This window comes from Nocardia sp. NPDC051030, assembly GCF_040683015.1.
Taxonomy (GTDB): domain Bacteria; phylum Actinomycetota; class Actinomycetes; order Mycobacteriales; family Mycobacteriaceae; genus Nocardia.
The window spans coordinates 167,141-187,877 of sequence record NZ_JBFBCD010000013.1 but is presented as its reverse complement, the minus strand read 5'-3'; the positions used below and the strand labels follow the sequence as shown (position 1 = coordinate 187,877).

The following is a 20,737-nucleotide window of genomic DNA, read 5'->3' as shown; positions in this document are numbered from 1 at the left end:
ATGACTCCGGTGCTGCGGCGGGGGCATCAGCTCCAGCTCAATGAGATTCCCTATGGGCCACCGGCTTCCGTACAGGAAGCGCTGACCCGGGCGCTGGCCTCGGCCAATCGGTATCCGGAGTTCCTGCCGCAGCGGTTGCCCCGGCTCATTGCGGAACGGTTCGGCATCGAGCCGGATCGGATCGTGGTGGGCGCGGGAGCGACCGGCGTGATCATGCATATTGTGCAGGAATTCGGTTCCGGCGGTGCGCATGTGGTGATGGCTACGCCTACGTTCGACGGGTATCCGATTCTCACCGCGATGGCGGGTGGGCGGCCGATCGCGGTACCGCTCACCGGTGACGGGCGTCAGGATTTGGCGGGGATCGCACGGGCGGTGACGGCGACGACGCGGTTGGTGGTGCTGTGCAGTCCGCACAATCCGACTGGAACACTCATTGCACCAGTGGAATTCGTGGAATTCATGAGCCGACTATCGGCTGATGTCACGGTTCTGCTGGACGAGGCGTATGTAGATTTCGTGGCGGATCACGAGCGGATCGAAGTGTTGTCGCTCATGGAGCGGTTCTCGAATTTGATTGTGCTTCGGACGTTTTCGAAGGCTTATGGGCTGGCTGCGCTGCGGGTGGGGTATGCGATCGGCAGCCCGGCGACCATCAAGCGAATCGCGCGGCGGCAGTTGCCTTTCGGGATGAATGCTTTGGCCGAGGTGGCTGTCCGGGCCTGCTACGAGGCTGAGCCGGAGATTGCGGCGCGGGTGGCCGAGATCGGCGACCACCGTGGGCAGCTCACCGAGGGGCTGCGGGAGCTGGGACTCACGGTGCCGGACAGTTACGCCAACTTCTCGTACCTGACGCTGCCGGGTCCGGATATCGATCGGGTAGGGATGGCATTGGCTGGGGCTGATATCCACGTGAAGCACTATCCGACCGGACTCCGCATCACCGTCGGCGACCGGGATGCCACCGACGCGGTGCTCGCCACCGTGCGCAGTACAGTGCAGTAATGCAAGAAAATCCGCCTTCCGCACCCGAAGGGCACCGGGCCGGAGCGGACGAGGAGATCGATTACGCACTGTTGTCGCTGAGCGCGCAGCTGTGTTTCGCGCTGTACTCCACGTCGCGGTCCATGACCGCCGCCTACCGTCCGTTTCTCGACGCGATGCACCTCACCTACCCCCAGTACCTCGTGCTGCTCGCCCTGTGGGAGCGACCGGGCATCACCATGAAGGAACTGGGCGAACAGATCCACCTTGACTACGGGACGGTGTCACCGCTGGTCCAGCGGTTGCAGACGCGCGGGCTGGTCGACAGCATCCGCAGTGCCGCCGACGGCCGCGCGGTGGTGCTGCACGCCACCGAGGCCAGCATCGAACTGCAACCTCAGGCGCAGCGGATGATCGAGACCGTGCTGGATCGCGTCGGGATTCCCGTCGCGGATATCGAGGCCCTGCGCGATCAGGTCAAGGCGTTCGGTGCGCGGCTCGAGGCGATGGTGGCGGCCGCGCGGGCTCGCTGATGGTTCAGCGGAGCGCGGTGGCGAGCGGATTGCGTTCGACGCTGAAGTACGTCTTGTCGCTGGGCAGCAGCCAATCCTGGCCGACGAAGAACCGCTTGGCGGTCTCGTCGCCGAAGGCCATATAGCGCAGCCAGGCCACTGCGGTGCCCGAGCTCAGGTAGGCGTCGGTGCCGTCCACGGGTGAAAAGTGGCTGACGCCACGGGCATTCGCGATCCAGGCCGGGGCATTGAAGGTGGTGTTGTACTGCCACCAGCGCACCCAGGCGAAGTCCGGGACCACGAAATCATTGAAACCGGTGAGGTACAGGGTCGGCACATTGAGCAGCGCACCGACCGCGATCGGGCCGGGCTCGATGGCCAGCACGCCCGCCAATCGCAGCGTGGGGTCGATGAGTGACGCGACCGACGGGAGTACCGCCGCGATCTGCTGGCTGGCCGCGCCACCGGCGGAGTGTCCGGCGACGAAGGTGCGCGACAGGTCGATTCGGTTGAACAGCGGGGAATTCGGATCGCGGTTCGCCATGATCGCGACCGCGAGTCCGGCGGCGGGGACGTAGGCCAGGGAGTTGAACCACTCGTACGGGATCATGACGACGAAGCCATTGCTGACCCATTGGCGGGCCAGGCGGTCGTACATGCCGGGGTTGGCGTCGATGCCGCCGGTCATCACGATCAGGGGCGCGCTGCCGAGGTCGGCGATGTCGGCCGGGTAGTAAGTGTTCACGCCCGCAGGGGATTCCAAGCCATTGGGGAAGGCCTGGGTGCAGGTCATATCGTCGCGATTGCCGAAGATGTGGACGGCGATGTGCTGGAACATGCCGACGATCGATTCCTGGCACGGGTTGGTGCGCACGGCCGTCGCGACGGGGTGGGGGCCGGTGCCGCCGTAGATGCTTTGGGCTGTCGCGGGTGGCTCCGGTGCAGTGTCGTCGGCTGTGGCCGTGGCCGACATCCATAGTCCGGCGAAAAGTGTTGCCGCTGCCAGCACCGCGGACATCGCTCGGCGCGATGCGATACGCCTCATCATCGAGGTTCCCTTCATCCCTTGGGCCCGTGGGGATTTGTGAAACCCAACGGTCTCAGAGGAGGCTAGCGGAGAGTGGCGTGGGACACAATGAGCCACTGGGCGGAGGTTACTGGATTGTGCGCCCGTGTCCAGACTTTCGCGCGTCGAGAACTGTAAAAGTGAATCACGGACCAATTTCTTTCATGCAGTGTCCTGGAGCACAGTGAAAGGACCAAGAACATTTCGTTAACCAAATGTTTGCGAGTCTGTGAGTTGCGTGAGTTGCAATTTGGTGTTTTTCTTGGTTCGCAGGTCATTCAGACCGTGCCATTCTCGGCAGAGTCGCCGCCGCACTCTCTCGACCTGCTGACACCAAGTCGCCTTTCGGGCGCACTTGTCCTGATGAAGGTTTGAAAGGAAATCGGGCCATGAACGTATCTCGATTCACTCGTGCGGCCGTCGTTTTCGCGGGTCTCTCCGCGACTTTCATTGCACCCGGTCTGGCTACCGCCGCGCCGGCGGGCGGCGATGCCGCACCGCCCGCCGACGTGGGTGGCTCGAACCCGGCGCAATCGGTATTACCCCAGTTGGGAACGGGTAGCGCGGCGGTGGGTACGGGCAGTGCCACCGGCGCGGGCGTGCTCGGCGCGCTGGGTACCGGCAGTTCCGCTGCGGGCACACTCGCCGGTTTGTTTCCCGGGCCGGGAACGGTTCTCGGATTACTCGGCACCGGAAGTGGTGCGGCCAGTGGGTCCGCACAGGCGGGAGGAACGCTCGCGCAGGCGCTCGGATCTGGGAGCGCGGCTGCGGGAGCGGGATCTTCGGGCGCGAAATAAGGCATTTGCTTTCAATTCGCCCATTAGGCAATGGGTTGCGTTTGATGTGAGCATTCTGCTCATTCTGATTATTGCGCATTAAACCGATGAGGAACATCGTCATGGAATACACCCACCTGTCTGAATTCTCCCTACGCTCAGGGGCGCTCACGCTGTGGAGCGCCGAAGTGGCCCCCGGCCATGACTGGACGGCCGATGACCGGCCATTGACCAGCGTGCACGTGCGGCACTGCGCGAATACCGACGCGAACGATCCGCGACCCGGACGCGGACGCTGGATCGGGACCATCTTCGAAATGGACGCGGCGTTCGACGCCGAGGACTGGCGCGAGACCGTGCGGCTGTGGCACGTGCGGCACGAGGGACTGCGGACCACCCTTGCCGGGCATGGGAATCCGGAGCCCGAGCGGCTGGTGCTGGAGGGGGACGGCGTTGTCATCGCCGATGAGGCGGTGACCGGGCTCGAATCCGCCGGGGCGATCAATGAATACCTCAGCGACGCGATGGAACTGCGGCTGTCGCCGCTGGTCTGGCCGCACTGCCTGCTCGCCACGATCGAGCACGCCGACACCGGGGACTTCACCGTGCTGGTGGCGGCGGATCACTCGGTCATGGACGCCTACTCGCAGGCCATTGTGATTCTGGAGCTGCGGGCCATGTATCAGTCCGTGCGGCGGGGCGAGCCGGTGCGGGAATCGGTGACATTCGGCAGTGCGGCCGATTTCGCGGCGCTGGAGCGGACCACCGCCGCGGCATTGACGCCGCGGTGCGAGGCGGTTGAGCTGTGGCGGCGGTTCCTCAGTGGTTCGGGCGGGATGCTGCCGCGATTCGAACCCGCGATCTCCGCTCCCAGTCATGCCGCGCCGCTGCCGCAGACCAGCATTTCGCGGAAACTGCTGCCGCTCACCGAGCTCGAGTACGTGGAGGCGGCCGTGACCGCGCGTGGGCATCGGCTCTCCGTGGCGGTATTCACAGCGCTCGCCATCGCCTACCGCCGGGCCTTCGGCTACATCTCCATGCGGGCCATCATGCCCATCTCTACGCGCCCCGACCTGTGCTGGCTCGAATCCATGGGCTGGTTCGTGAATGTTGTTCCCCTCGACATCACCCTGGCTCCAGATCTGGATCTGGACACCTCCCTCGAATCCACCCGCAGCGCCCTGCGGCGCACCAAGGTTGCCAATGACGCCACGTGGACTCGCGCGCTGGACCTGCTCTCCTGCACCGACAGCCCACGATTCGGCATCTCATTCCTCGATATCCGAGTCCTGCCCGACTACCAGCTCGTGGAATCCCTGCGCGGGCACACCCTCCGCGCCGAATCCCACTCGCCGGACGAAGTCTTCTTCTGGATTGTTCGCGCCGCCGACGGACTCCGGCTGTCCACCCGGTTCCCGGCCGCTTTCCCCACCGTCGAGATGGACCGGTTCCTCTACGAATTCACCAAAGCCATGCGCGAATTCGCCGAAGGAGTCGAACTCGAGGCGGCCGTCCCCACCACGCTCCTGCACGACACCCCCGTGGTGACGCCCGATCCGGCCCCGGTCCCGTTGAGCACGGGCCAACCGGACTTGGCACCGGTACCGGCAAGGCGGTGAGCCATGCGGCTCCTCTTAGCCTTCGCTGGCAGTCGCGGTGATGCCCAACCCGGTGTACTGATCGGCCAGGAACTGCAGCGCAGAGGCCACCACGTGACGCTGGCCGTCTCGCCGAATCTGGTGGATTTCGCCCGAGACCAAGGCTTTTCGGCCAAACCCTTCGGACTGGACAGCGACGACCTGCTCCGAACCCAGCGCGATGACCGCCGATTCACCTCCCGCAACCCATTGCGGCAAATCCGCGCCACCCTGGACCTGCAACGCCGCGGGTTCGGTGAAGCGGCCCTGGACCTACTCGACATCGCCGGGGACGCAGAAGTACTCGTCACCGGAATGGCGTGCGAGGAGGCCGCCGCCGAAGTGGCGAGAATTCGAGCAATCCCGCTCGCGGCCGTCCACTTCTTCCCGATCGTGCCGAACAGAGCCGTACCAGTGGTGCCCGCCGCCTGGGCTCGGCGGCTACCGGGGACCGCACACCGCTTGGGCTGGCAGGCACTGACGAAGGCTCGCGCCTGGGCACTGGCCCCAGAGATCGCTGCCCTGCGCCGAGCCACCGCGCCGGGCCGCGCGCCCCACGCGACGCAGGTGCCCGCATCGTCGCCGACACCACAACCGAATCCCCACTCGCACACCGACATTTCAGGCGCGGAGGTACTGCGCGTGATTCCTGAGCTGAAGTTGCACGCGGGAGGTGGAGTACTCGAGCTGACACCGAGTGCTCTGCGACCGTCGGCCGATCCGAGCCTTCCAGCACGCGATGTTGCGGCTGTCGGCCGGTCGGGCACTGCTGCGACGCCAGGGCGCATCGCCATTCAGGCATATGACCCGGAGCTCTTTCCGGGGCTCGAGAGTGCATTGGGGGATGCACCGGTGACCGGGTTTCCGGTCGTGCCCAGTGGGACATCGGCCATTACCTGCGCGAACGGCCCGGCCGCGATCGAGCCTCGCCCGGAGCTGCGGGATTGGTTCGCGGCGGGGAGTGCGCCCGTTTATGTCGGGTTCGGGTCCATGCCCGTGGGCGATCCGGACGCGGTGGAGGCGATGGTGCGTGAGGTCGGCCGTCGACTGGGGATGCGGATATTGCTGGTGGGCGGGATATTTCGCGCTCGCATTCGGGCGGATATGGCTGTGGTCGGGCAGGTGGATCACCGGGCGGTGCTGCCGAAGTGTGCGGCAGCTGTACATCACGGTGGCGCGGGGACCACGGCGGCGGTGCTGCGGGCCGGAGTGCCCGCGGTGGTGTGCTCGGTACAGGCGGATCAGCCGTACTGGGGGCAGCAGGTCGAGGCGCTCGGGCTCGGCGTGACCGTGCCGTTCGCGCAGATCACTGCGAATCGGCTGGAGCAGGCACTGATTCGGGCAACGCGGCCCGAGGTGGTGCTGCGCGCGTCGGCGTACGGGCTGCGATTCCGCGATGACGGGGTAGCGCGGGCCGCGGACGCCATCGAATCCATCGCTTCTGAACAACGGAGCTCTCTCACCGGAGCTGTATCGAGAGGAATGCTGCTGTGAGTGCTATCGAGACCGAGGGACTCGGGAAGAGCTTCGCTGGGATGACCGCTGTGGACGGGGTTGATCTGCGGATCGAGGCGGGGACCGTGTTCGGGTTGCTCGGGCCCAATGGGGCCGGGAAGACGACGATCGTGCGGATGCTCGCGACCCTATTGCGGCCGGATCGGGGGCGGGCCCGGCTCTTCGGGTACGACGTGGTTCGGCAGGCTACGGCGGTGCGGTCGATGATCGGGCTGACCGGGCAGTACGCGGCGGTGGATGAGAATCTCACCGCCATCGAGAATCTGCGATTGTTCGGGCAGCTGCTGGGGTTGTCGCGGCGGGATGCGGCGCGGCGGGCGGATGAGCTGCTCGAGGAGTTCGAGTTGACCGGGGCCGCGCTGCGGCGGGTCAGTACGTTCTCGGGCGGGATGCGGCGGCGGCTGGATTTGGCGGCCACCTTGATTACGTTGCCGCCCCTCATCTTCTTGGATGAGCCGACCACCGGGCTGGATCCGCATACGCGGGAGCGGATGTGGTCCGTGGTGCGGGGGCTGGTGGATCGGGGAGCCACGATTCTCCTGACTACGCAGTATTTGGAGGAAGCCGATGCGCTCGCGGATCGGATTGCCGTCATCGATCACGGAGCCGTGGTCGCGGAAGGGACTGCGGCGGAACTGAAGTCGTCGGTGGGGGAGGAGGTGCTGCGGATCGATCTGGTCGACTCGGGACAGCGGACGCTGGCCGAGGCGGCGGTGGAGCGGATCGTCGGAATTACTCCGCTGCACGGGGATACGCCGGATCGGCTGTCGGTTCCGCTGCCGGACATCGACAGTGCGGCCGAGGTGATCAGCGCCTGCCGTGCCGGAGGGATTCGCTTGCGCGGATTCGCCGTGGACCGGCCCGATCTCAATGCGGTGTTCCTCGCGCTGACCCAGCCTCGGGCCGCCGCGCCGCTCTCGACAGATCTTGTGCAGGATTCGGCAGTAAAGGCGGTCACGTCATGACGACGCTCACGCAAGGCCTCGTGCGCACTCCGGTGACGCGAATCGACCGGCGGCCCAGGGTAACTCGGATCGGGTTGCGGGATTCGCTGGTGCAATCGCTGCTCATGGCGAAGCGGGGCATGCTGACCTTCCGGCACAGTCCGCAGTTGCTGTACGACGCGATTCTGCTGCCGATCGTGGGGCCGTTGCTGTTCGGGAATGTGTTCGGTACGGCCATTGCGGGGAGTTTGAAGGCTTATCTGCCCACTCTGGTTCCGGGCGTGCTGGTGCAGATCGTGTTGACGTCGTCGGTGGCTACGGGAGTTCAACTGTCCGAGGACATTCGGTCGGGTGTGTTCGACCGGTTCGTGTCCATGCCGATCGCGAGGTCCGCGCCCGTGGCCGGAGCGTTGGTGTCGGGTGCGACGCGATATGTGATCGCCGCGGTCATGGTGTTGATCGTCGGACTCGGGATGGGGTATCGGCCGGAGCATCCGGGCGGACTGGTGCTCGGGGCGCTGCTCGTGGTGCTGGCGACCACCGCCATGAGCTGGATCTTCGCCTTCATCGGCGTGACGGTTGCCCGCCCGGCGGCGGTGCAGGGCATGTCGATGCTGGTGCTGACCTTCCTCAGCTTCGCGTCCAATGCGCTGGTTCCCGTTGCCGCCATGCCCGCCTGGCTGCGGCACGTGTCCGACTACAACCCCGTCTCGCATCTGGTGGCGGCGGTCCGCGATCTCGCGGATTCCGGCCACGCCGGAAGCGACCTGCTCTGGTCCGTGCTGGCCGCACTGCTGGTCGCGGTCGTGTTCGCACCCTTGACCGTGCGCACCCTGCGCAACCGCTGAATGGAGGAATCATGAACAGCGGCACCATGAATCGGCTTACCGCGGACGACGATCTGTTTCTGAAGCTGCATGACCTGTACGGCAATGCCCTCGTCAATCAGTTGACGTGGCGGTTCGACGAGCGCCTCGGTCGGGGGGTGCTCGACGGATTTCACGCTCAGTTGGCGGCGGGATTCCTGGCTCGGCGGGTGGTGACGACCGCCGTTCCGTTCGCACGGCCTTGGTGGGTGCGGGCGGCGCAGTCGATTCCGCTGGGCTGGCAGGACGAAGCTGTGGCCGAGAGCGGTGTGCTGGATTGGTTCTTCGCGCAGAGCCACGTCGATTTCGATCCGCGCAGCGGGCGGGTGTGGCGATTGTCGGCCGCGCCCACGAGCGACGGAGGGACGTTGTTGTCCCTGGTCACGTCGCATGTGGGGGCCGATGGCGGCGCGGTGCTGTACGCGGTCGGCGATGCGCTGGACCGGTTGGAAGCCGGGCTACCGCCCGATGCTGACACGAGCTCCGGGCGGCTGGTCGGCGAGACCGCACGAACGGGGTTGCGCCGCAGGCATTTCGTCGATGCCACTGGTCAATTGGCTGCGGCGGCACTGGGTATCGGTGCCGCTATCAAGGCTCGCGCCGTGCAGGAGCCCGCCCGGAATCCGCGCCCGGTCGAGCCGGAGCTCGAGCTGGCCGACCGGTATACGGCCGCGAGTGTTGTCGTCGAGGTCGATTTGGCCGAGTGGAATGCGGTCGCGGCAGCCAATCAAGGCACTGCGAATGGGCTGCTGGTCGGGGTCGCGGTCGGGATTCTCGGCCGGTGCGGGCGGGTTTCCGATGGTGCCGCCGTCCGGGTCGATATTCCGCATTCCATGCGGCAGCCGGATGATCCGCGTGGCAATGCCACCACCGGGCTGCCGATCGCGGTGCCTTTCCGGGCTGATGCTCGCACCGACCTGGCTCAGGTGCGCACCTCGATCAAGCAGGCCGCGCGTGCCTACGCCGATCCGGTGACCACTCCGGCGCTGCAACACCTTCAGCCGGTTCAGATGATGCTGCCTCGGTTCGTCCTCAGCTATTTCTCCCGTACTGCCAAAGCGCCGGAATGCTTGTGCACCAACCTCGGTGAGACCGGCCAGGCCGTGGCCACCATCGCTGGTGTCCGCGCTCGTTCGGTGCTCATGCGTCCGGTGGTCTGCACGGGTGACACCGAGATGTTCCGACGCGTCGAGGTCGGCCTGAATCTGTCCTGGTCCAGCGATGGCGAGACGGTGGTTTTGGCCATCACGGGTGCCGATCCGGATCGCTTCCCCACGCGTGACGCGCTGAGCGACTACGTGGCCAAGGAGTTCGCGGCCTGGGGCCTGCACCCCAGCTTCTGGTCGTAACCTGCGGTTGACGGGCCGGGGATGTAAGTGTAACCATGGGGTACAGTTATTTAAGTCACTCCCCGAGAGGCTCTGACAATGGCGTCAGCAACCGTGAAGACCGCCGATCCCGTGGTCGCACTCGCGCGGCAGTATGCCGAGAAGCTCCTGCTGCTGTCGCAGGGTTCGGTAGACAAGCACTTCGATCCTTTCACCGATATCGATTGGGACAACCCCGATTTCGCGATCGATGCCACCGACCGGCGCTGGATTCTCCCGGAATCGGGGGACATGTTCGGTAGGCATCCCTGGTACAAATCCCAGCCCGAGGACCGCAAGATCGAGATCGGGCTGTGGCGGCAGGCCAATATCGCCAAGGTCGGGTTGCAGTTCGAGACCCTGCTGATCGGCGGCATGGTGCAGCACACCTTCAAGCTGCCCAATGGCTCGGCCGAATTCCGCTACTGCACGCACGAGGTCATCGAGGAGTGCAATCACACCCTGATGTTCCAGGAGATGGTGAACCGGATCGGGCGCGATGTGCCCGGTATGGGGCCGATTCTCAAGAAGCTCACCTATGTGGTGCCGCCGCTGGCCGCGGTGTTCCCGAACCTGTTCTTCATGGCGGTCCTGTCCGGCGAGGAGCCGATCGACCACATTCAGAAGGCGATCCTGCGCGCCGGTGAAGAGGTGCATCCGATCATGCGCGGAGTGATGGCCATCCATATCGCAGAGGAGGCCCGGCACATCTCCTTCGCGCACGAGTTCCTGGAACATCATGTGCCGCAGGCGAATCAGCTGAACAAGTTCGTGCTGTCGCTGGCCTTCCCGATCGTCATGTGGATCGGCGGGCGGGCGATCATCATTCCGCCGCGCTCCTTCTTTCAGGAGTTCGGGATTCCGCGGTCGGTGCGCAAGGAGGTCTTCTTCGGGCTGCCGGATTCCAAGGAGGCCTTCGCGGGCTACTTCGGTGATGTGCGGTCGCTGGCCAAGCGGATCGGGTTGATGAATCCGGTGGCCAAGACGGTCTGGAAGGTGCTCGGCATCGACGGCGCGACCACGCGGTATCGGTCCGAGCCGGACCGTCCGGGGCAGGTCCGCGCGGCCTGACCCGCCCCGTAGTAGACGTTACTGCGAATAACATGTAATACTCGGTGCGCCCGGACGCCGGTGTCCGGGCGCGACCAGAAGCGAAGCGAGTACCTCAATGACGCGGCATGTCGACGTACTGATCATCGGCGCGGGCCTTTCCGGCATCGGCATGGCCTGCCATCTGACCAGGGAACAGACCGGGCGCAGCTACCTCATCCTGGAGCGGCGCACCGCCATCGGAGGCACCTGGGACCTGTTCCGCTACCCGGGCATCCGCTCCGACTCCGACATGTACACCTTCGGCTTCGGCTTCCGGCCCTGGCACGGCACCAAGGTGCTCGCCGACGGGCCGCACATCCGGCAGTACGTCGAGGACACCGCGCGCGAATACGGCGTCATCGACCACATTCGCTTCGGCCGCCGCGTCACCAAGGCCAGCTGGTCCACCGAGGACGGCATCTGGACCGTTCACGTGCACAACGAGCAGACCGGCGAGACCGAGACCTACACCGCCGACTTCTTCATCGGCTGCACCGGCTACTACGACTACGACAAGGGCTACCGGCCGGAGTTCCCCGGCGAGGAGAACTTCCGCGGGCAGATCGTGCACCCGCAGCACTGGCCCGAGGATCTCGATTACACCGGTAAGCGGGTGGTCGTGATCGGCAGTGGCGCAACGGCTATCACGTTGATTCCGGCCATGAGCAAGGATGCCGCGCACGTCACCATGTTGCAGCGGTCGCCCACGTATATTGCGGCATTGCCCGCGGACGATCCGGTCGCGGTCGGCATGAAGTTCGCGAGAGTGCCTGCCGCACTGGCATACAAGGCGGGGCGGGCGCGGAATATCGCCTTGCAGCGGGCGAGTTACCAGCTGTCCCGGACCAATCCGAAGCTGTCCAAGAAGCTCATGCTGGCCGCGGTGCGCGCGCAGGTCGGGTCCGGCGTCGATATGCGGCACTTCACGCCGTCGTACAACCCGTGGGATCAGCGGTTGTGCGTGGTGCCGAACGGTGATCTGTTCCGGATTCTGCGCAGCGGCAAGGCTTCCATTGCCACCGACCACATCGACGCCTTCACCGAAACCGGCATTCGGCTGCGCTCCGGCGAGGAGCTGGAAGCCGACATCGTGATCAGCGCAACCGGATTGACCGTGCAGATGCTCGGCGGCGCGGCGCTGGAAGTGGACGGCGAAGCCGTCGTGACCCGGGACCTGGTGGCCTACAAGGGTTCACTGCTCAGCAATGTGCCCAATGCCATGATCGTGCTCGGGTACACCAACGCGTCCTGGACGCTGAAGGCCGACCTGGCCGCCGAATACTTCTGCCGCCTGCTGAATCACATGCGGGACAAGGGCTATTCGCAGGTGGTCGCGGTGCCCGAGGAAGGCGATCGGTCCGAGGCCTCGCTCATGGGCGGTGCGTTGACCTCCGGCTACATCCAGCGTGGTGATGGTGTCATGCCGCGGCAGGGGACGCGCGGGCCGTGGCTGGTCATCAATAACTACTTCCGCGATCGCGCCATGCTGCGCAAGGGCGAGTTGGAGGACGGGATTCTGCGCTTCAGCCGTCGCGGGCAGGCGCGTGCGGCCGTGGGGACGGTCGAATCACGTTCTGCCTGAGCGGTCGGCGTTATCGGAGGGCCACAGCGTCGCTGCGGTCCTCCGCTGCTGTCCGGGCGTGGTCCGATAGTCGGCGCGGGGGGATCTGCTCGAGTACTCGGGCGGCGAGAGCCTGTGCGGCACCCTCCTGGCCGCGAATGCCGGGGAAGGCGTTGATATCGACGATCAGCGGTTCGCCGTCCACTTCGAGCAGATCCACGCCGTAGACATCCAGGCCGAAGGCCTCACCGGTGCGCAGTGCGAGTTCGGCCCAGGGGTGGGGGCCGGTCAGCGGGCGATCCGGCTGGCGGGTGCCCTCGGTCAGTTCGGAGTGGCGCAGGGCGGCAAAGACTTTGCCCGCGACCACCCAGAGCTTGTGATCCCAGCCGGTGCCGGGGGCGAAGTCCTGGACCACGACGGGCTCGTCCGGCCAGGTCTCGGCTAGGGCTTGTAGCTGTTCGAGGGTGGTTACGCGGGCTACCAGGTCATCGCGGCGGCTGTGGCGGCTCTTGATCACCAGCGGGCCGTCGAGCTGTTCGGGCAGGTCGCGGAGGTTGGGCCATTCGATGGTCGCGGGGAAGGGCAGGCTCGAGCGATCCGCCCACTGCGCCATGTGAACTCGGTCCTGGCAGAACTCGGTCGAATCGGCGGAGTTGAGTACGGGGATGCCATGCGCTTCCAGGGCACGAGCGAGACTGATCGCGGCGGGCGTGCGGGCTTTCAGCAGGTAGACGTCCGCTGGATTCGCGGGCTGGTTCGCGTCGGGCGCAAGGGTTTCCACCAGGTGGCCGTCCGCTGTCAGGAGTGCGGTCGTGGCGGCGAGCAGCGGATGGTCCGGCTTCCCGGTCAGCAAGCCGACTCTCACAGTGCCACCGGAAGCTGTTCCCGCGCCAGCGATTCGAGGTCGACCCGGTAGGACGATCCGGCTTGGGCCAGGTCCATGATGGCGCGCGCGACGGTCGGCACCGCCTCGGGCACCTTCCGGAAGCTCGGGAAGTCATTGACGTCCACCACGACCGGCCCGTCCGGCCCGAGCACGACATCCACGCCGTACAGGTCGAGTCCGAACACCTCGCCGACACGCGCTGCGATATCCGCGATTTCACGGCTCAGGGGCACCGGCTTATCCGGGCCGCGCTCGCCGCGCGCCAGTGGCGAGGTGCGTTCGGTGCCGTGCAGTCGGCCGCCTACGCAGTAGATCTTCAGGTCCACACCGGAATTCGGCACGTACGGCTGCGCCAGCAGCAGCGCGTCGCGCGCCTCGCCGTCCATCAGCTTGGCCAGCTGCTCGGGCCGTTTGACCAGGCGCACACCGCGTCCGGAGCTGCCGTCGGCGGGTTTGACCACCAAGGGGTATCGGGTGGAAGGGATTCGGGCGAGGTCGGCGGGCCGCGCTGCCGCCCAGGTCGTCGGAACCGGCAGACCGCTGGCCGCCGCGACCACGGCCGCCCGGGCCTTGTCTCGCACGCCCCGAATGGATCTGGCGTCATTCACGGTGGTGAGCCCGGCCGCGGCGGCGGCTTCCAGCAGGCCGAGCCCCGGCCCGCCGGAAACGGTTTTGAGCACCCAGGCGTCGTGCTGTCCCTGCCGGACTATGGAGTCGAGATCCAGCAGCTCACCGCCCGGCCGCACGATATCGACCCGGTGCCCCCAATCTCGCAACTGCCGAGCCACATTCAGCGGCATCCCATCCTTGCGGTACTGCTCCTCGACGAGAAAACAGAACCTCATCCGTGCCGCCATTACGCTCCCCGACGGGCCTTGCGCACTTGCGCAGCGGCCCAGACTATTTGCCGATCGTTTCAGCAAGATCATCCCTTTTGGGGGCGAAAATGTAACGCCGAGGCGGTAGTCCAAGGCCGCCGATCAGATCGGCTGGAACCCCGAACCGACACCCTTCGCCGCATCCACCGCGGCCCGCACCGCATCGAACGCCACCGCGAGCACCGGCGTATGCAGCGGATTATTGCTGTCGCTGCAACTGAATCGGATCGCCCGGGTGTCATTGATCAACGGCCCCGAAACCAGCCCCACCAGGGTATCCCCGACCGTCAGCGGGCCGCCGGAATCGCCGTAGCTCGAGCATGCCTGATCGAGGAAACCTCCTGGCCCCGAACCCCATACGACGCCACAGGCCCGGCCGGTCGTACGCCCGGTCTGGCACACCACATCCCAGGTCGCGGGCGGTGTCGAATACCCGGAGATGGTGGTGCCGCCCACGGACCGCAGCGGGGCGACCTTGTCCGGATCGAATTCGATTACCCCGTAATCGAGTTCCTCATCCGAGGCTCGCACGACACCGACCACGCCGACATCGCGGAACTGCTCACCGGTCACCGGCATTCCCGGCTCCGCGCAGTGCCCGGCCGTGAACCCCACCAGCCGCCCGGCACCGTCGTGTCCGATGGTGGTCAGACTGCATTTGGTGGACCGCCCGAGCACGATGCCGGACCCGCCGCCGAGTGCCGCCTGCGAGTCGGAGGGGTCGGCCTGGGCCGATGGCGCCGCGACGGCCCCGAGTGCGATGACCATTGCGGCGGTCCCGACCCAACGGTGCGATACGAGCATGCCCAACCACCCATCCGTCTCGACCCTCTACTTAGCTACACGGTAGCCCCAAAGGTCAGCGGAGCCAGATCTGACGTTGTAAGGCGAACGGGTCGGTCTGAACGGCGGACGCACTCGACCAGATCATGGTTTCGCGCCGATCGGTGCTGTATCGCGGCCAGGTAGAGCCCGGATCCGCATTGACGATGAAGTCGACCCAGGTCTTGTGCAGGGCGTCGGCCAGGGCCTGCGGCGGGTTGTCACCTGCGACCGAGGACACACCCTTCGCGGTCAGGCAATCGAAGGCGAAGGGGAGGTCCAGGCAGTGTGAGGAGAGGCCGTTGTAGTCGGGGGCGGTGGAGGACCAGGTGAACTCGTAGAGCCAGGTGGGGACGCCGCGCGCAGTGCGTTCCTCGGCGGCTCGGTAGGACGGGGCGCGCAGGAGGGCGTCGCTCTGGGCTTGGCCTACGAGTTGTGCGGCGGAATCGGTGGGGTAGGCCGTGCGGAAGGCGTCGATATCGGTGGGGGACAGGCCCAGCGCGGTGAAGGCGGTGGGGAGGGCCGCGTCGGGGATGGGCTTGTCCCGGGTGATGGCGTTGAACTCGTCTCGGGTGAAGCCGAGCAGCAGGGGGACGTTCGCGGTCGAGCCGGATTTCAGGGCGTCCGTGGCGGATTCGGGGATGAGGGTGCCGTCGGCGAAGGGGGCCAGGCTCAGGAGGGGGACGCTGGCACTGTCGGGGCCTTCCGCGCGCAGCTTGTCTTCCAGCGCCTGGATCTGGTCGCCGGAGAGGTCACGCAGGGCGGCGACGGTGGTGGGAGTGCCGGTGCGCTGGGTGAAGAAGGCGCTGACCGCCTGGGCCTGATCGCGAGTATTGGGCTGGGACAGTGCGCCCGAGGCCGAGATGCCCGCGCGGAAAAGACCTTTGGCCTTGGGGGTGGCCATGAGCGCCCAGACCGCGCCGCCGCCCGCGGACTGGCCCGCGATGGTGACCTTGGCCGGATCGCCGCCGAAGGACGCGATATTGTCGCGGACCCATTCGAGGGCGGCTATCCAGTCGAGCACTCCGCGATTGTCGGGTGCGCCGTCGACGTGCAGGAAGCCTTCGATGCCGAGGCGATAGCCGATGGAGACGACGACCACGCCGTCACGGTTGAAGGACGCGCCATCATACCAGGGGCTGGCCGAGCAGCCTGCGACGAAGCCGCCGCCGTGAATCCAGACCAGGACAGGGAGTTTCGACTGCTTGGAGGCGTCGGGGGTGAAGACATTGAGGTTGAGGATGCCGTCGCCGGGGATGCTGGGCTCGGGGATGGCTGTCACGTCGGAGAGCTGTTTGCGCTGGGCGGTGGGGCCGTACTTGACGCAGTCGAGGGTTTCCTTCCACGGCGTCGGCGGGGAGGGGGCCGCGAAGCGGAGGTCACCGACCGGCGGCTGGGCGTAGGGGATGCCGAGGAAGGCGGTGCCGGTGGCGCGACGCTCGCCTCGGATCGGGCCGTGGGTGGTGGTGACGGTGGGCGCGGTGCTGGTGTCGTCCGACTGCTTGGAGCATGCGGCGGCCAAGGCCAGCGCGCCCGTTCCGAGCAGTAGGGTCCGGCGGCCGATATGTGCAGCGGGCATGTCAACCTCATGGTCCATCAATTACGTCAATGCTTGAAATAAATCATTGCCAGCATAATGTCGAACCTGTGGACACCGCACACTCGGGCACGCCGAGCGACTCAGCCGCCGTGCGCCGCCGCAACCTCGGACTGGTATTGCGGCATATCGCGGAACACGGGCCCTGTGCGCGCACCGAGGTGGCGACGGCCACCGGGTTGGCGCACGGGTCGGTCACCACGCTGGTCGCCGATCTGGTCGATCGCGGACTCATCGGCGAGGACGACGCGCAGCGCAGCGGTGGCCGGGGTCGGCCCGGGCGTCCCGTGCGGCTCGCGCCGAGTCGCGCCCTGACCATCGCCGTGCAGATCACCTCCGAGCAGCTGCGGGCCGTGGTCGCCGACCTCGCCGGGGCGATCGTGTGGCGCGAGGACACGTCCCACCATCAGGCTCCGGGCACCCCGGAGGCCATGGCGGATGCACTCGCCGCCGCCGTCCGCCGCGCCGAAAACGCCGCCCGCGCGCCACGATTCGAGCACGTCGAATCCGTGCTGGTTCGGGTCGTCGTGGCCATGGCGGGGCCGGTGCGCGATGACGGGGCGCAAACGGTGTTGGTCGCACCGGATTTCGGGTGGCTGCGACCGGTGCGGCTGGGCGCGCTCATCGCCGATCGGCTGCCGGGGCTGGACTGCCCGGTCGATGTGGTCAATGACGGCAATGCGGCCGCGCTCGCGGAGTATCACGCGCGGCCTCGGGCGCGGCGTGGGCTGGTGCTCATCGAGGCGGGTACAGGCATCGGCGGCGGTGTGGTGCTGGACGGGCGGATTCATATCGGCAGTCACGGGATCGCGGGTGAGCCGGGGCATATGCCGGTCGCGTTCGACGGTCCGGGCTGTGTGTGTGGCGCGCGCGGGTGCCTGGTGCTGTATGCCGGGCCGGAGGCGGTGCTCACTGCCGCCGGGCTGCAGCGGACGCTGCGGTCGCAGGGCGTGCAGGCGGCTTCGGATCGGCTGGTCGTGGCCTTGGAAGCGGGGGATGAGCGGGCGCTGGCGGCGGTGGAGGAGGCGGCCCGGGCGCTGGGTGCGGCGCTGCTGTCGATCACCGCCTTGCTCGATGTCGATGAGATCGTGCTCGGCGGGCTGCTCACGCAGTGGTTCGCCTGGCTTGCGCCCACGATCGAGCAGGTGTTGTCCGGGCGGGGCGCGCTGGCTCCGGCCATGGAACTGGATGTCGTCCCGGCGGCGCTGGGAGCGGATTCCATGCTGCGTGGCGCGGTCGAATTCGCCCGTCACGCGGTGCTTTCCGACCCGTCCGGGGTGCCCCGGCTGCCGGTCCGTCACCATTGAAGAAAAGATGGCTGGAGATTCGCTGATTTTGCCCGTGTCGGTGGTTCGATGGGCTGATGGATCAGCGCCAGGATCTGCGAAGCACTGTCGATGACCTCATGCCGGAGCTGAAAGACCTGCTCGGTCGGCTCGTGGCCATTCCCTCGATCGCCTTTCCGGACTATCCCAAGGAGAACGTGCAGCGGGCGCACGATCTCGTTGCAGAGGAGTTGCGGAAGTCCGGGGTGAGCGATATGCAGGTGTTGAACCTGCCGGATACCTCGCCGGTCGTGTACGGCCGCATCCCGGCACCGCCCGGTGCGCCGACCGTATTGCTGTACGGGCACTACGACGTTCAGCCATCCGGTGATGAAAGCCTCTGGAAGACACCGCCGTTCACGCCCACGGAGAAGGACGGGGCGATCTACGGGCGTGGGGCCGCGGACTGCAAGGCGAATGTGGTGGCCCATATCGGAGCGCTGCGGGCGTTCGGCGGGAAGCCGCCCGTCGGCATCACCATCGTCATCGAAGGTCAGGAGGAGTACGGGTCGGTCTTCGACGACTATCCGGCCGAGAAGCCGGAACTGTTCAAGGCCGACGCCTTGCTCATCTGCGATGCCGGGAACATTCGGGCGGGAACACCCACGCTGGTCACCGCATTGCGGGGTGTCGCAGACGTTTTCGTCGAAGTCCGCACGCTGGCCGCGCCGGTGCATTCGGGTCAGTTCGGCGGTGCGGCACCGGATGCGCTACTGGCCTTGATGGCCGGGCTGGCCACGCTGCACGACGCCGACGGCAATGTCGCGGTGCAGGGATTGCGGCGGGACAAGTGGGCGGGGGCGAATTACACCGATAAGGAATTCGCCGAAATCACCGGTATGGCACCGGGAATGCCGTTGCTCGGCACCGGGCCTATCGGTGAGCGGATCTGGTACGGGCCTGCCATCACGGTGATCGGCCTGGACGCACCGCCGGTGAAAACCGCTGCCTCCGCGGTGATTCCGTATGCGAAGGCGTATCTGAACGTGCGCGTGCATCCGGAGCAGAACCCGGCCGAGGGACAGCGCGCCGTCATCGAGCATTTGTCGAAGGTCAAGCCGTACGGCATCGAACTCACTGTTACGGGTGGCGATGTCGGATCCGGATTCGCCGCGCGTACAACAGGTCCCGCCTATGCCGCCATGCGCGATGCCATGGGCAAGGCCTGGGGTGTCGACGCCGTCGATTCGGCCATGGGTGGCTCCATTCCGCTGACCAATTCGATGGCCGCCGCCAATCCGGACTCCGAGGTGCTCATGCTCGGCGTCGAGGATTCCAACTGCAATATGCACGGCTTCAATGAACGAGTGCTGGTGAGCGAGCTGGGCAATGTGGCGCTCGCCGAGGCCGAATTCTTCCAACTCTTCGCGGACAGGATGCGCAAGTGAGTGAAGCCCAAACCGTAGACGCCACACCGAAGCCCGCTCAGCACAAGAAGAAGCGCCAATTCCCGTCCACCTACACCATTCTCGCGGGCGTGACCTTCGCGGTGTGGCTGGCGGCCTTCGTGATTCCGCCGGGCGTGTACGACATGGATGACAAGGGTCATCCCATCGCGGGGTCCTATCACCGCATCGAGGACGCCAAGAGTTTCGGTGCGCGACTACGTGATCTGTTCCTGGCGCCGGTCAATGGGCTCTACGGCATTCAGGACGGTAAGACCGGGCAGGTCGCGCCGGATATGTCGGGTGACCTCTACGGTGCGGCGGCGGTATTCCTGTTCGTGCTGGCGGTGGGTGCGTTCATCACCGTCGCCTTCGCGACCGGCGCGCTCGACAGTGGAATCGGTTCGCTGGCATACAAATTGCGGAATCGGTCGTTCTTGCTGATCGTCGGGATCATGGTGGTGTTCGCGATCGCGGGCACGGTGGAGGGATTCGCCGAGGAGACCCTGGGGTTCTACGCGCTACTGGTGCCCTTGATGCTGGCATTGGGGTATGACCGCATGACCGCCGTGGGCGCGATCATCGCGGGAGCCGGTGTGGGCGTGATGTGTTCGACGGTCAACCCGTTCGCCACCGGCACCGCGTCCTCGGCCGCCGGGATCGCCATCGGCGACGGCATTGTGCTGCGTCTGGCGATGCTGGTGGTGTTGACGGTGGCCACCGTGGGGTACGTGCTCTGGTATGCGCGCCGGGTCAAGACCGATCCGAGCAAGTCGTGGTCCGGCTGGCAGCCCGGCGATCAGGATGTGCAGGCCGAGGACCACGCGCCCGATCCGATGACGCGGCGGCAGGTCGCGGTGCTCTGGCTGGTCGTGGTCACCTTCGCGTTCATGATCTTCTCGATCATTCCGTGGGGCACGGTCATCAAGGGCCCGGATGCGCAGCCCTTCAAGTGGGAATTGGGTTGGTACTTCCCGGAACTCACCGCACTGTTCCTGATCGGCGCGATCGTGGTCGGCCTGGTCGGCGGGCTGGGTGAGGCCAAGATGGCGGAGGGCATCGGCAAGGGGTTCAGCGATTTCGTGGGCGCGGGGTTCGTGATCGTGCTGGCGCGCGGCGTCACGGTGATCATGAACAACACTCAGATCACCAGCACCGTGCTGCATGCGCTGGAGGGCGTGGTGACCGGCACTTCATCAGCGGTGTTCGCGGTCGCGGTGTTCCTGGTGAACATTCCGCTCGCATTCCTGATCCCGTCCACCTCAGGGCACGCCACCCTCGCCATGCCGATCATGGCTCCGCTGGCGGATTTCGCGAATGTGCCACGCTCGCTGGTGGTTACGGCGTGGCAGTCGGCATCCGGCTGGGCGAATCTGGTCACCCCGACCACGGCGGTCGTCACCGGTGGTATCGCGCTGGCGAAGGTGCGCTACGACCGCTACGTGAAATTCATTGTCCCGCTGATGGGGATACTGTTCGTCTTGACCTGCGGGTTCCTGGCCGTGGCGGCCTGGATCGGCTGAG

At 66.3% G+C, this 20,737-nt stretch carries 18 protein-coding genes; 13 read left to right on the top strand and 5 right to left on the bottom strand.

Annotated features, from left to right (window positions below; genetic code table 11):
• Positions 1 to 1,005: an aminotransferase class I/II-fold pyridoxal phosphate-dependent enzyme gene (locus AB0N05_RS36410; RefSeq protein WP_364702950.1), complete on the top strand. Its 1,005-nt coding sequence runs from the start codon at positions 1 to 3 to the stop codon at positions 1,003 to 1,005.
• Positions 1,005 to 1,517 carry a MarR family transcriptional regulator gene (locus tag AB0N05_RS36405; RefSeq protein WP_364702948.1) on the top strand — a complete coding sequence of 171 codons (513 nt, stop codon included), beginning with the start codon at positions 1,005 to 1,007 and terminating at the stop codon, positions 1,515 to 1,517. Before AB0N05_RS36410 ends, AB0N05_RS36405 begins: the two co-directional genes overlap by 1 nt.
• A 4-nt stretch (positions 1,518 to 1,521) precedes the next feature.
• Here AB0N05_RS36405 and AB0N05_RS36400 read toward each other — a convergent pair whose 3' ends face one another.
• Positions 1,522 to 2,544 carry a hypothetical protein gene (locus AB0N05_RS36400; RefSeq protein ID WP_364702945.1) on the bottom strand — a complete coding sequence of 341 codons (1,023 nt, stop codon included), beginning with the start codon at positions 2,542 to 2,544 and terminating at the stop codon, positions 1,522 to 1,524.
• A gap of 407 nt (positions 2,545 to 2,951) precedes the next feature.
• Here AB0N05_RS36400 and AB0N05_RS36395 point away from each other — a divergent pair, with 407 nt between their 5' ends.
• From AB0N05_RS36395 to AB0N05_RS36360, 8 genes are all read left to right on the top strand, one after another.
• Positions 2,952 to 3,359 carry a hypothetical protein gene (locus AB0N05_RS36395; protein ID WP_364702942.1) on the top strand — a complete coding sequence of 136 codons (408 nt, stop codon included), beginning with the start codon at positions 2,952 to 2,954 and terminating at the stop codon, positions 3,357 to 3,359.
• A gap of 101 nt (positions 3,360 to 3,460) precedes the next feature.
• Complete coding sequence (locus tag AB0N05_RS36390; protein WP_364702939.1) at positions 3,461 to 4,957, top strand: condensation domain-containing protein; 1,497 nt, start codon at positions 3,461 to 3,463, stop codon at positions 4,955 to 4,957.
• Between the two features lie 3 nt (positions 4,958 to 4,960).
• On the top strand, positions 4,961 to 6,469 hold the full coding sequence (locus AB0N05_RS36385; protein ID WP_364702936.1) for a nucleotide disphospho-sugar-binding domain-containing protein: 1,509 nt from the start codon (positions 4,961 to 4,963) through the stop codon (positions 6,467 to 6,469).
• A complete protein-coding gene (locus tag AB0N05_RS36380) occupies positions 6,466 to 7,455 on the top strand; it encodes an ATP-binding cassette domain-containing protein (RefSeq protein ID WP_364702934.1) in 990 nt (329 codons plus the stop codon). Before AB0N05_RS36385 ends, AB0N05_RS36380 begins: the two co-directional genes overlap by 4 nt.
• Positions 7,452 to 8,282 carry an ABC transporter permease gene (locus AB0N05_RS36375; protein WP_364702931.1) on the top strand — a complete coding sequence of 277 codons (831 nt, stop codon included), beginning with the start codon at positions 7,452 to 7,454 and terminating at the stop codon, positions 8,280 to 8,282. The genes AB0N05_RS36380 and AB0N05_RS36375 overlap by 4 nt, the downstream gene beginning before the upstream one ends.
• Positions 8,283 to 8,293: 11 nt before the next feature.
• Positions 8,294 to 9,649 carry a hypothetical protein gene (locus tag AB0N05_RS36370; protein WP_364702928.1) on the top strand — a complete coding sequence of 452 codons (1,356 nt, stop codon included), beginning with the start codon at positions 8,294 to 8,296 and terminating at the stop codon, positions 9,647 to 9,649.
• 78 nt (positions 9,650 to 9,727) lie between these two features.
• Entirely contained in the window at positions 9,728 to 10,738 is a 1,011-nt protein-coding gene (locus AB0N05_RS36365; RefSeq protein WP_364702926.1) for a diiron oxygenase, read from the top strand.
• Between the two features lie 97 nt (positions 10,739 to 10,835).
• Positions 10,836 to 12,341, top strand: coding sequence for an NAD(P)/FAD-dependent oxidoreductase (locus AB0N05_RS36360; protein WP_364702923.1), 1,506 nt, complete (start codon positions 10,836 to 10,838; stop codon positions 12,339 to 12,341).
• 10 nt (positions 12,342 to 12,351) lie between these two features.
• Here the strand turns inward: AB0N05_RS36360 and AB0N05_RS36355 are convergent, their stop codons facing one another.
• The 4 genes from AB0N05_RS36355 to AB0N05_RS36340 all read right to left on the bottom strand — a co-directional run bounded on the left by AB0N05_RS36355 (position 12,352) and on the right by AB0N05_RS36340 (position 16,485).
• Positions 12,352 to 13,185, bottom strand: a complete 834-nt coding sequence (locus AB0N05_RS36355) for a hypothetical protein (protein ID WP_364702921.1) — start codon at positions 13,183 to 13,185, stop codon at positions 12,352 to 12,354.
• On the bottom strand, positions 13,182 to 14,063 hold the full coding sequence (locus AB0N05_RS36350; RefSeq protein ID WP_364702918.1) for an ATP-grasp domain-containing protein: 882 nt from the start codon (positions 14,061 to 14,063) through the stop codon (positions 13,182 to 13,184). Before AB0N05_RS36350 ends, AB0N05_RS36355 begins: the two co-directional genes overlap by 4 nt.
• Positions 14,064 to 14,186: 123 nt before the next feature.
• Complete coding sequence (locus AB0N05_RS36345) at positions 14,187 to 14,888, bottom strand: hypothetical protein (RefSeq protein WP_364702915.1); 702 nt, start codon at positions 14,886 to 14,888, stop codon at positions 14,187 to 14,189.
• 55 nt (positions 14,889 to 14,943) lie between these two features.
• Positions 14,944 to 16,485 carry a carboxylesterase family protein gene (locus tag AB0N05_RS36340; RefSeq protein ID WP_364702913.1) on the bottom strand — a complete coding sequence of 514 codons (1,542 nt, stop codon included), beginning with the start codon at positions 16,483 to 16,485 and terminating at the stop codon, positions 14,944 to 14,946.
• A gap of 68 nt (positions 16,486 to 16,553) precedes the next feature.
• Here AB0N05_RS36340 and AB0N05_RS36335 point away from each other — a divergent pair, with 68 nt between their 5' ends.
• Genes AB0N05_RS36335 through AB0N05_RS36325 form a run of 3 tightly spaced genes read left to right on the top strand, consistent with a single transcriptional unit; the run spans position 16,554 to position 20,736 of the window.
• On the top strand, positions 16,554 to 17,810 hold the full coding sequence (locus AB0N05_RS36335) for an ROK family transcriptional regulator (RefSeq protein ID WP_364702910.1): 1,257 nt from the start codon (positions 16,554 to 16,556) through the stop codon (positions 17,808 to 17,810).
• A gap of 56 nt (positions 17,811 to 17,866) precedes the next feature.
• Positions 17,867 to 19,216 carry a M20/M25/M40 family metallo-hydrolase gene (locus tag AB0N05_RS36330; RefSeq protein WP_364702908.1) on the top strand — a complete coding sequence of 450 codons (1,350 nt, stop codon included), beginning with the start codon at positions 17,867 to 17,869 and terminating at the stop codon, positions 19,214 to 19,216.
• Positions 19,213 to 20,736 carry a YfcC family protein gene (locus AB0N05_RS36325; RefSeq protein WP_364702905.1) on the top strand — a complete coding sequence of 508 codons (1,524 nt, stop codon included), beginning with the start codon at positions 19,213 to 19,215 and terminating at the stop codon, positions 20,734 to 20,736. Before AB0N05_RS36330 ends, AB0N05_RS36325 begins: the two co-directional genes overlap by 4 nt.
• Position 20,737 lies beyond the last annotated feature (1 nt).

Excerpts from the sequence above, each read along its gene's own strand:
- AB0N05_RS36375 (WP_364702931.1), top strand. The coding sequence starts at position 7,452 with ATGACGACGCTCACGCAAGGCCTCGTGCGCACTCCGGTGACGCGAATC.
- AB0N05_RS36385 (WP_364702936.1), top strand. The coding sequence starts at position 4,961 with ATGCGGCTCCTCTTAGCCTTCGCTGGCAGTCGCGGTGATGCCCAACCC.
- AB0N05_RS36350 (WP_364702918.1), bottom strand. The coding sequence starts at position 14,063 with ATGGCGGCACGGATGAGGTTCTGTTTTCTCGTCGAGGAGCAGTACCGC.
- AB0N05_RS36370 (WP_364702928.1), top strand. The coding sequence starts at position 8,294 with ATGAACAGCGGCACCATGAATCGGCTTACCGCGGACGACGATCTGTTT.
- AB0N05_RS36340 (WP_364702913.1), bottom strand. The coding sequence starts at position 16,485 with ATGCCCGCTGCACATATCGGCCGCCGGACCCTACTGCTCGGAACGGGC.
- AB0N05_RS36405 (WP_364702948.1), top strand. The coding sequence starts at position 1,005 with ATGCAAGAAAATCCGCCTTCCGCACCCGAAGGGCACCGGGCCGGAGCG.
- AB0N05_RS36390 (WP_364702939.1), top strand. The coding sequence starts at position 3,461 with ATGGAATACACCCACCTGTCTGAATTCTCCCTACGCTCAGGGGCGCTC.
- AB0N05_RS36345 (WP_364702915.1), bottom strand. The coding sequence starts at position 14,888 with ATGCTCGTATCGCACCGTTGGGTCGGGACCGCCGCAATGGTCATCGCA.
- AB0N05_RS36360 (WP_364702923.1), top strand. The coding sequence starts at position 10,836 with ATGACGCGGCATGTCGACGTACTGATCATCGGCGCGGGCCTTTCCGGC.
- AB0N05_RS36395 (WP_364702942.1), top strand. The coding sequence starts at position 2,952 with ATGAACGTATCTCGATTCACTCGTGCGGCCGTCGTTTTCGCGGGTCTC.
- AB0N05_RS36365 (WP_364702926.1), top strand. The coding sequence starts at position 9,728 with ATGGCGTCAGCAACCGTGAAGACCGCCGATCCCGTGGTCGCACTCGCG.
- AB0N05_RS36330 (WP_364702908.1), top strand. The coding sequence starts at position 17,867 with ATGGATCAGCGCCAGGATCTGCGAAGCACTGTCGATGACCTCATGCCG.
- AB0N05_RS36410 (WP_364702950.1), top strand. The coding sequence starts at position 1 with ATGACTCCGGTGCTGCGGCGGGGGCATCAGCTCCAGCTCAATGAGATT.
- AB0N05_RS36400 (WP_364702945.1), bottom strand. The coding sequence starts at position 2,544 with ATGATGAGGCGTATCGCATCGCGCCGAGCGATGTCCGCGGTGCTGGCA.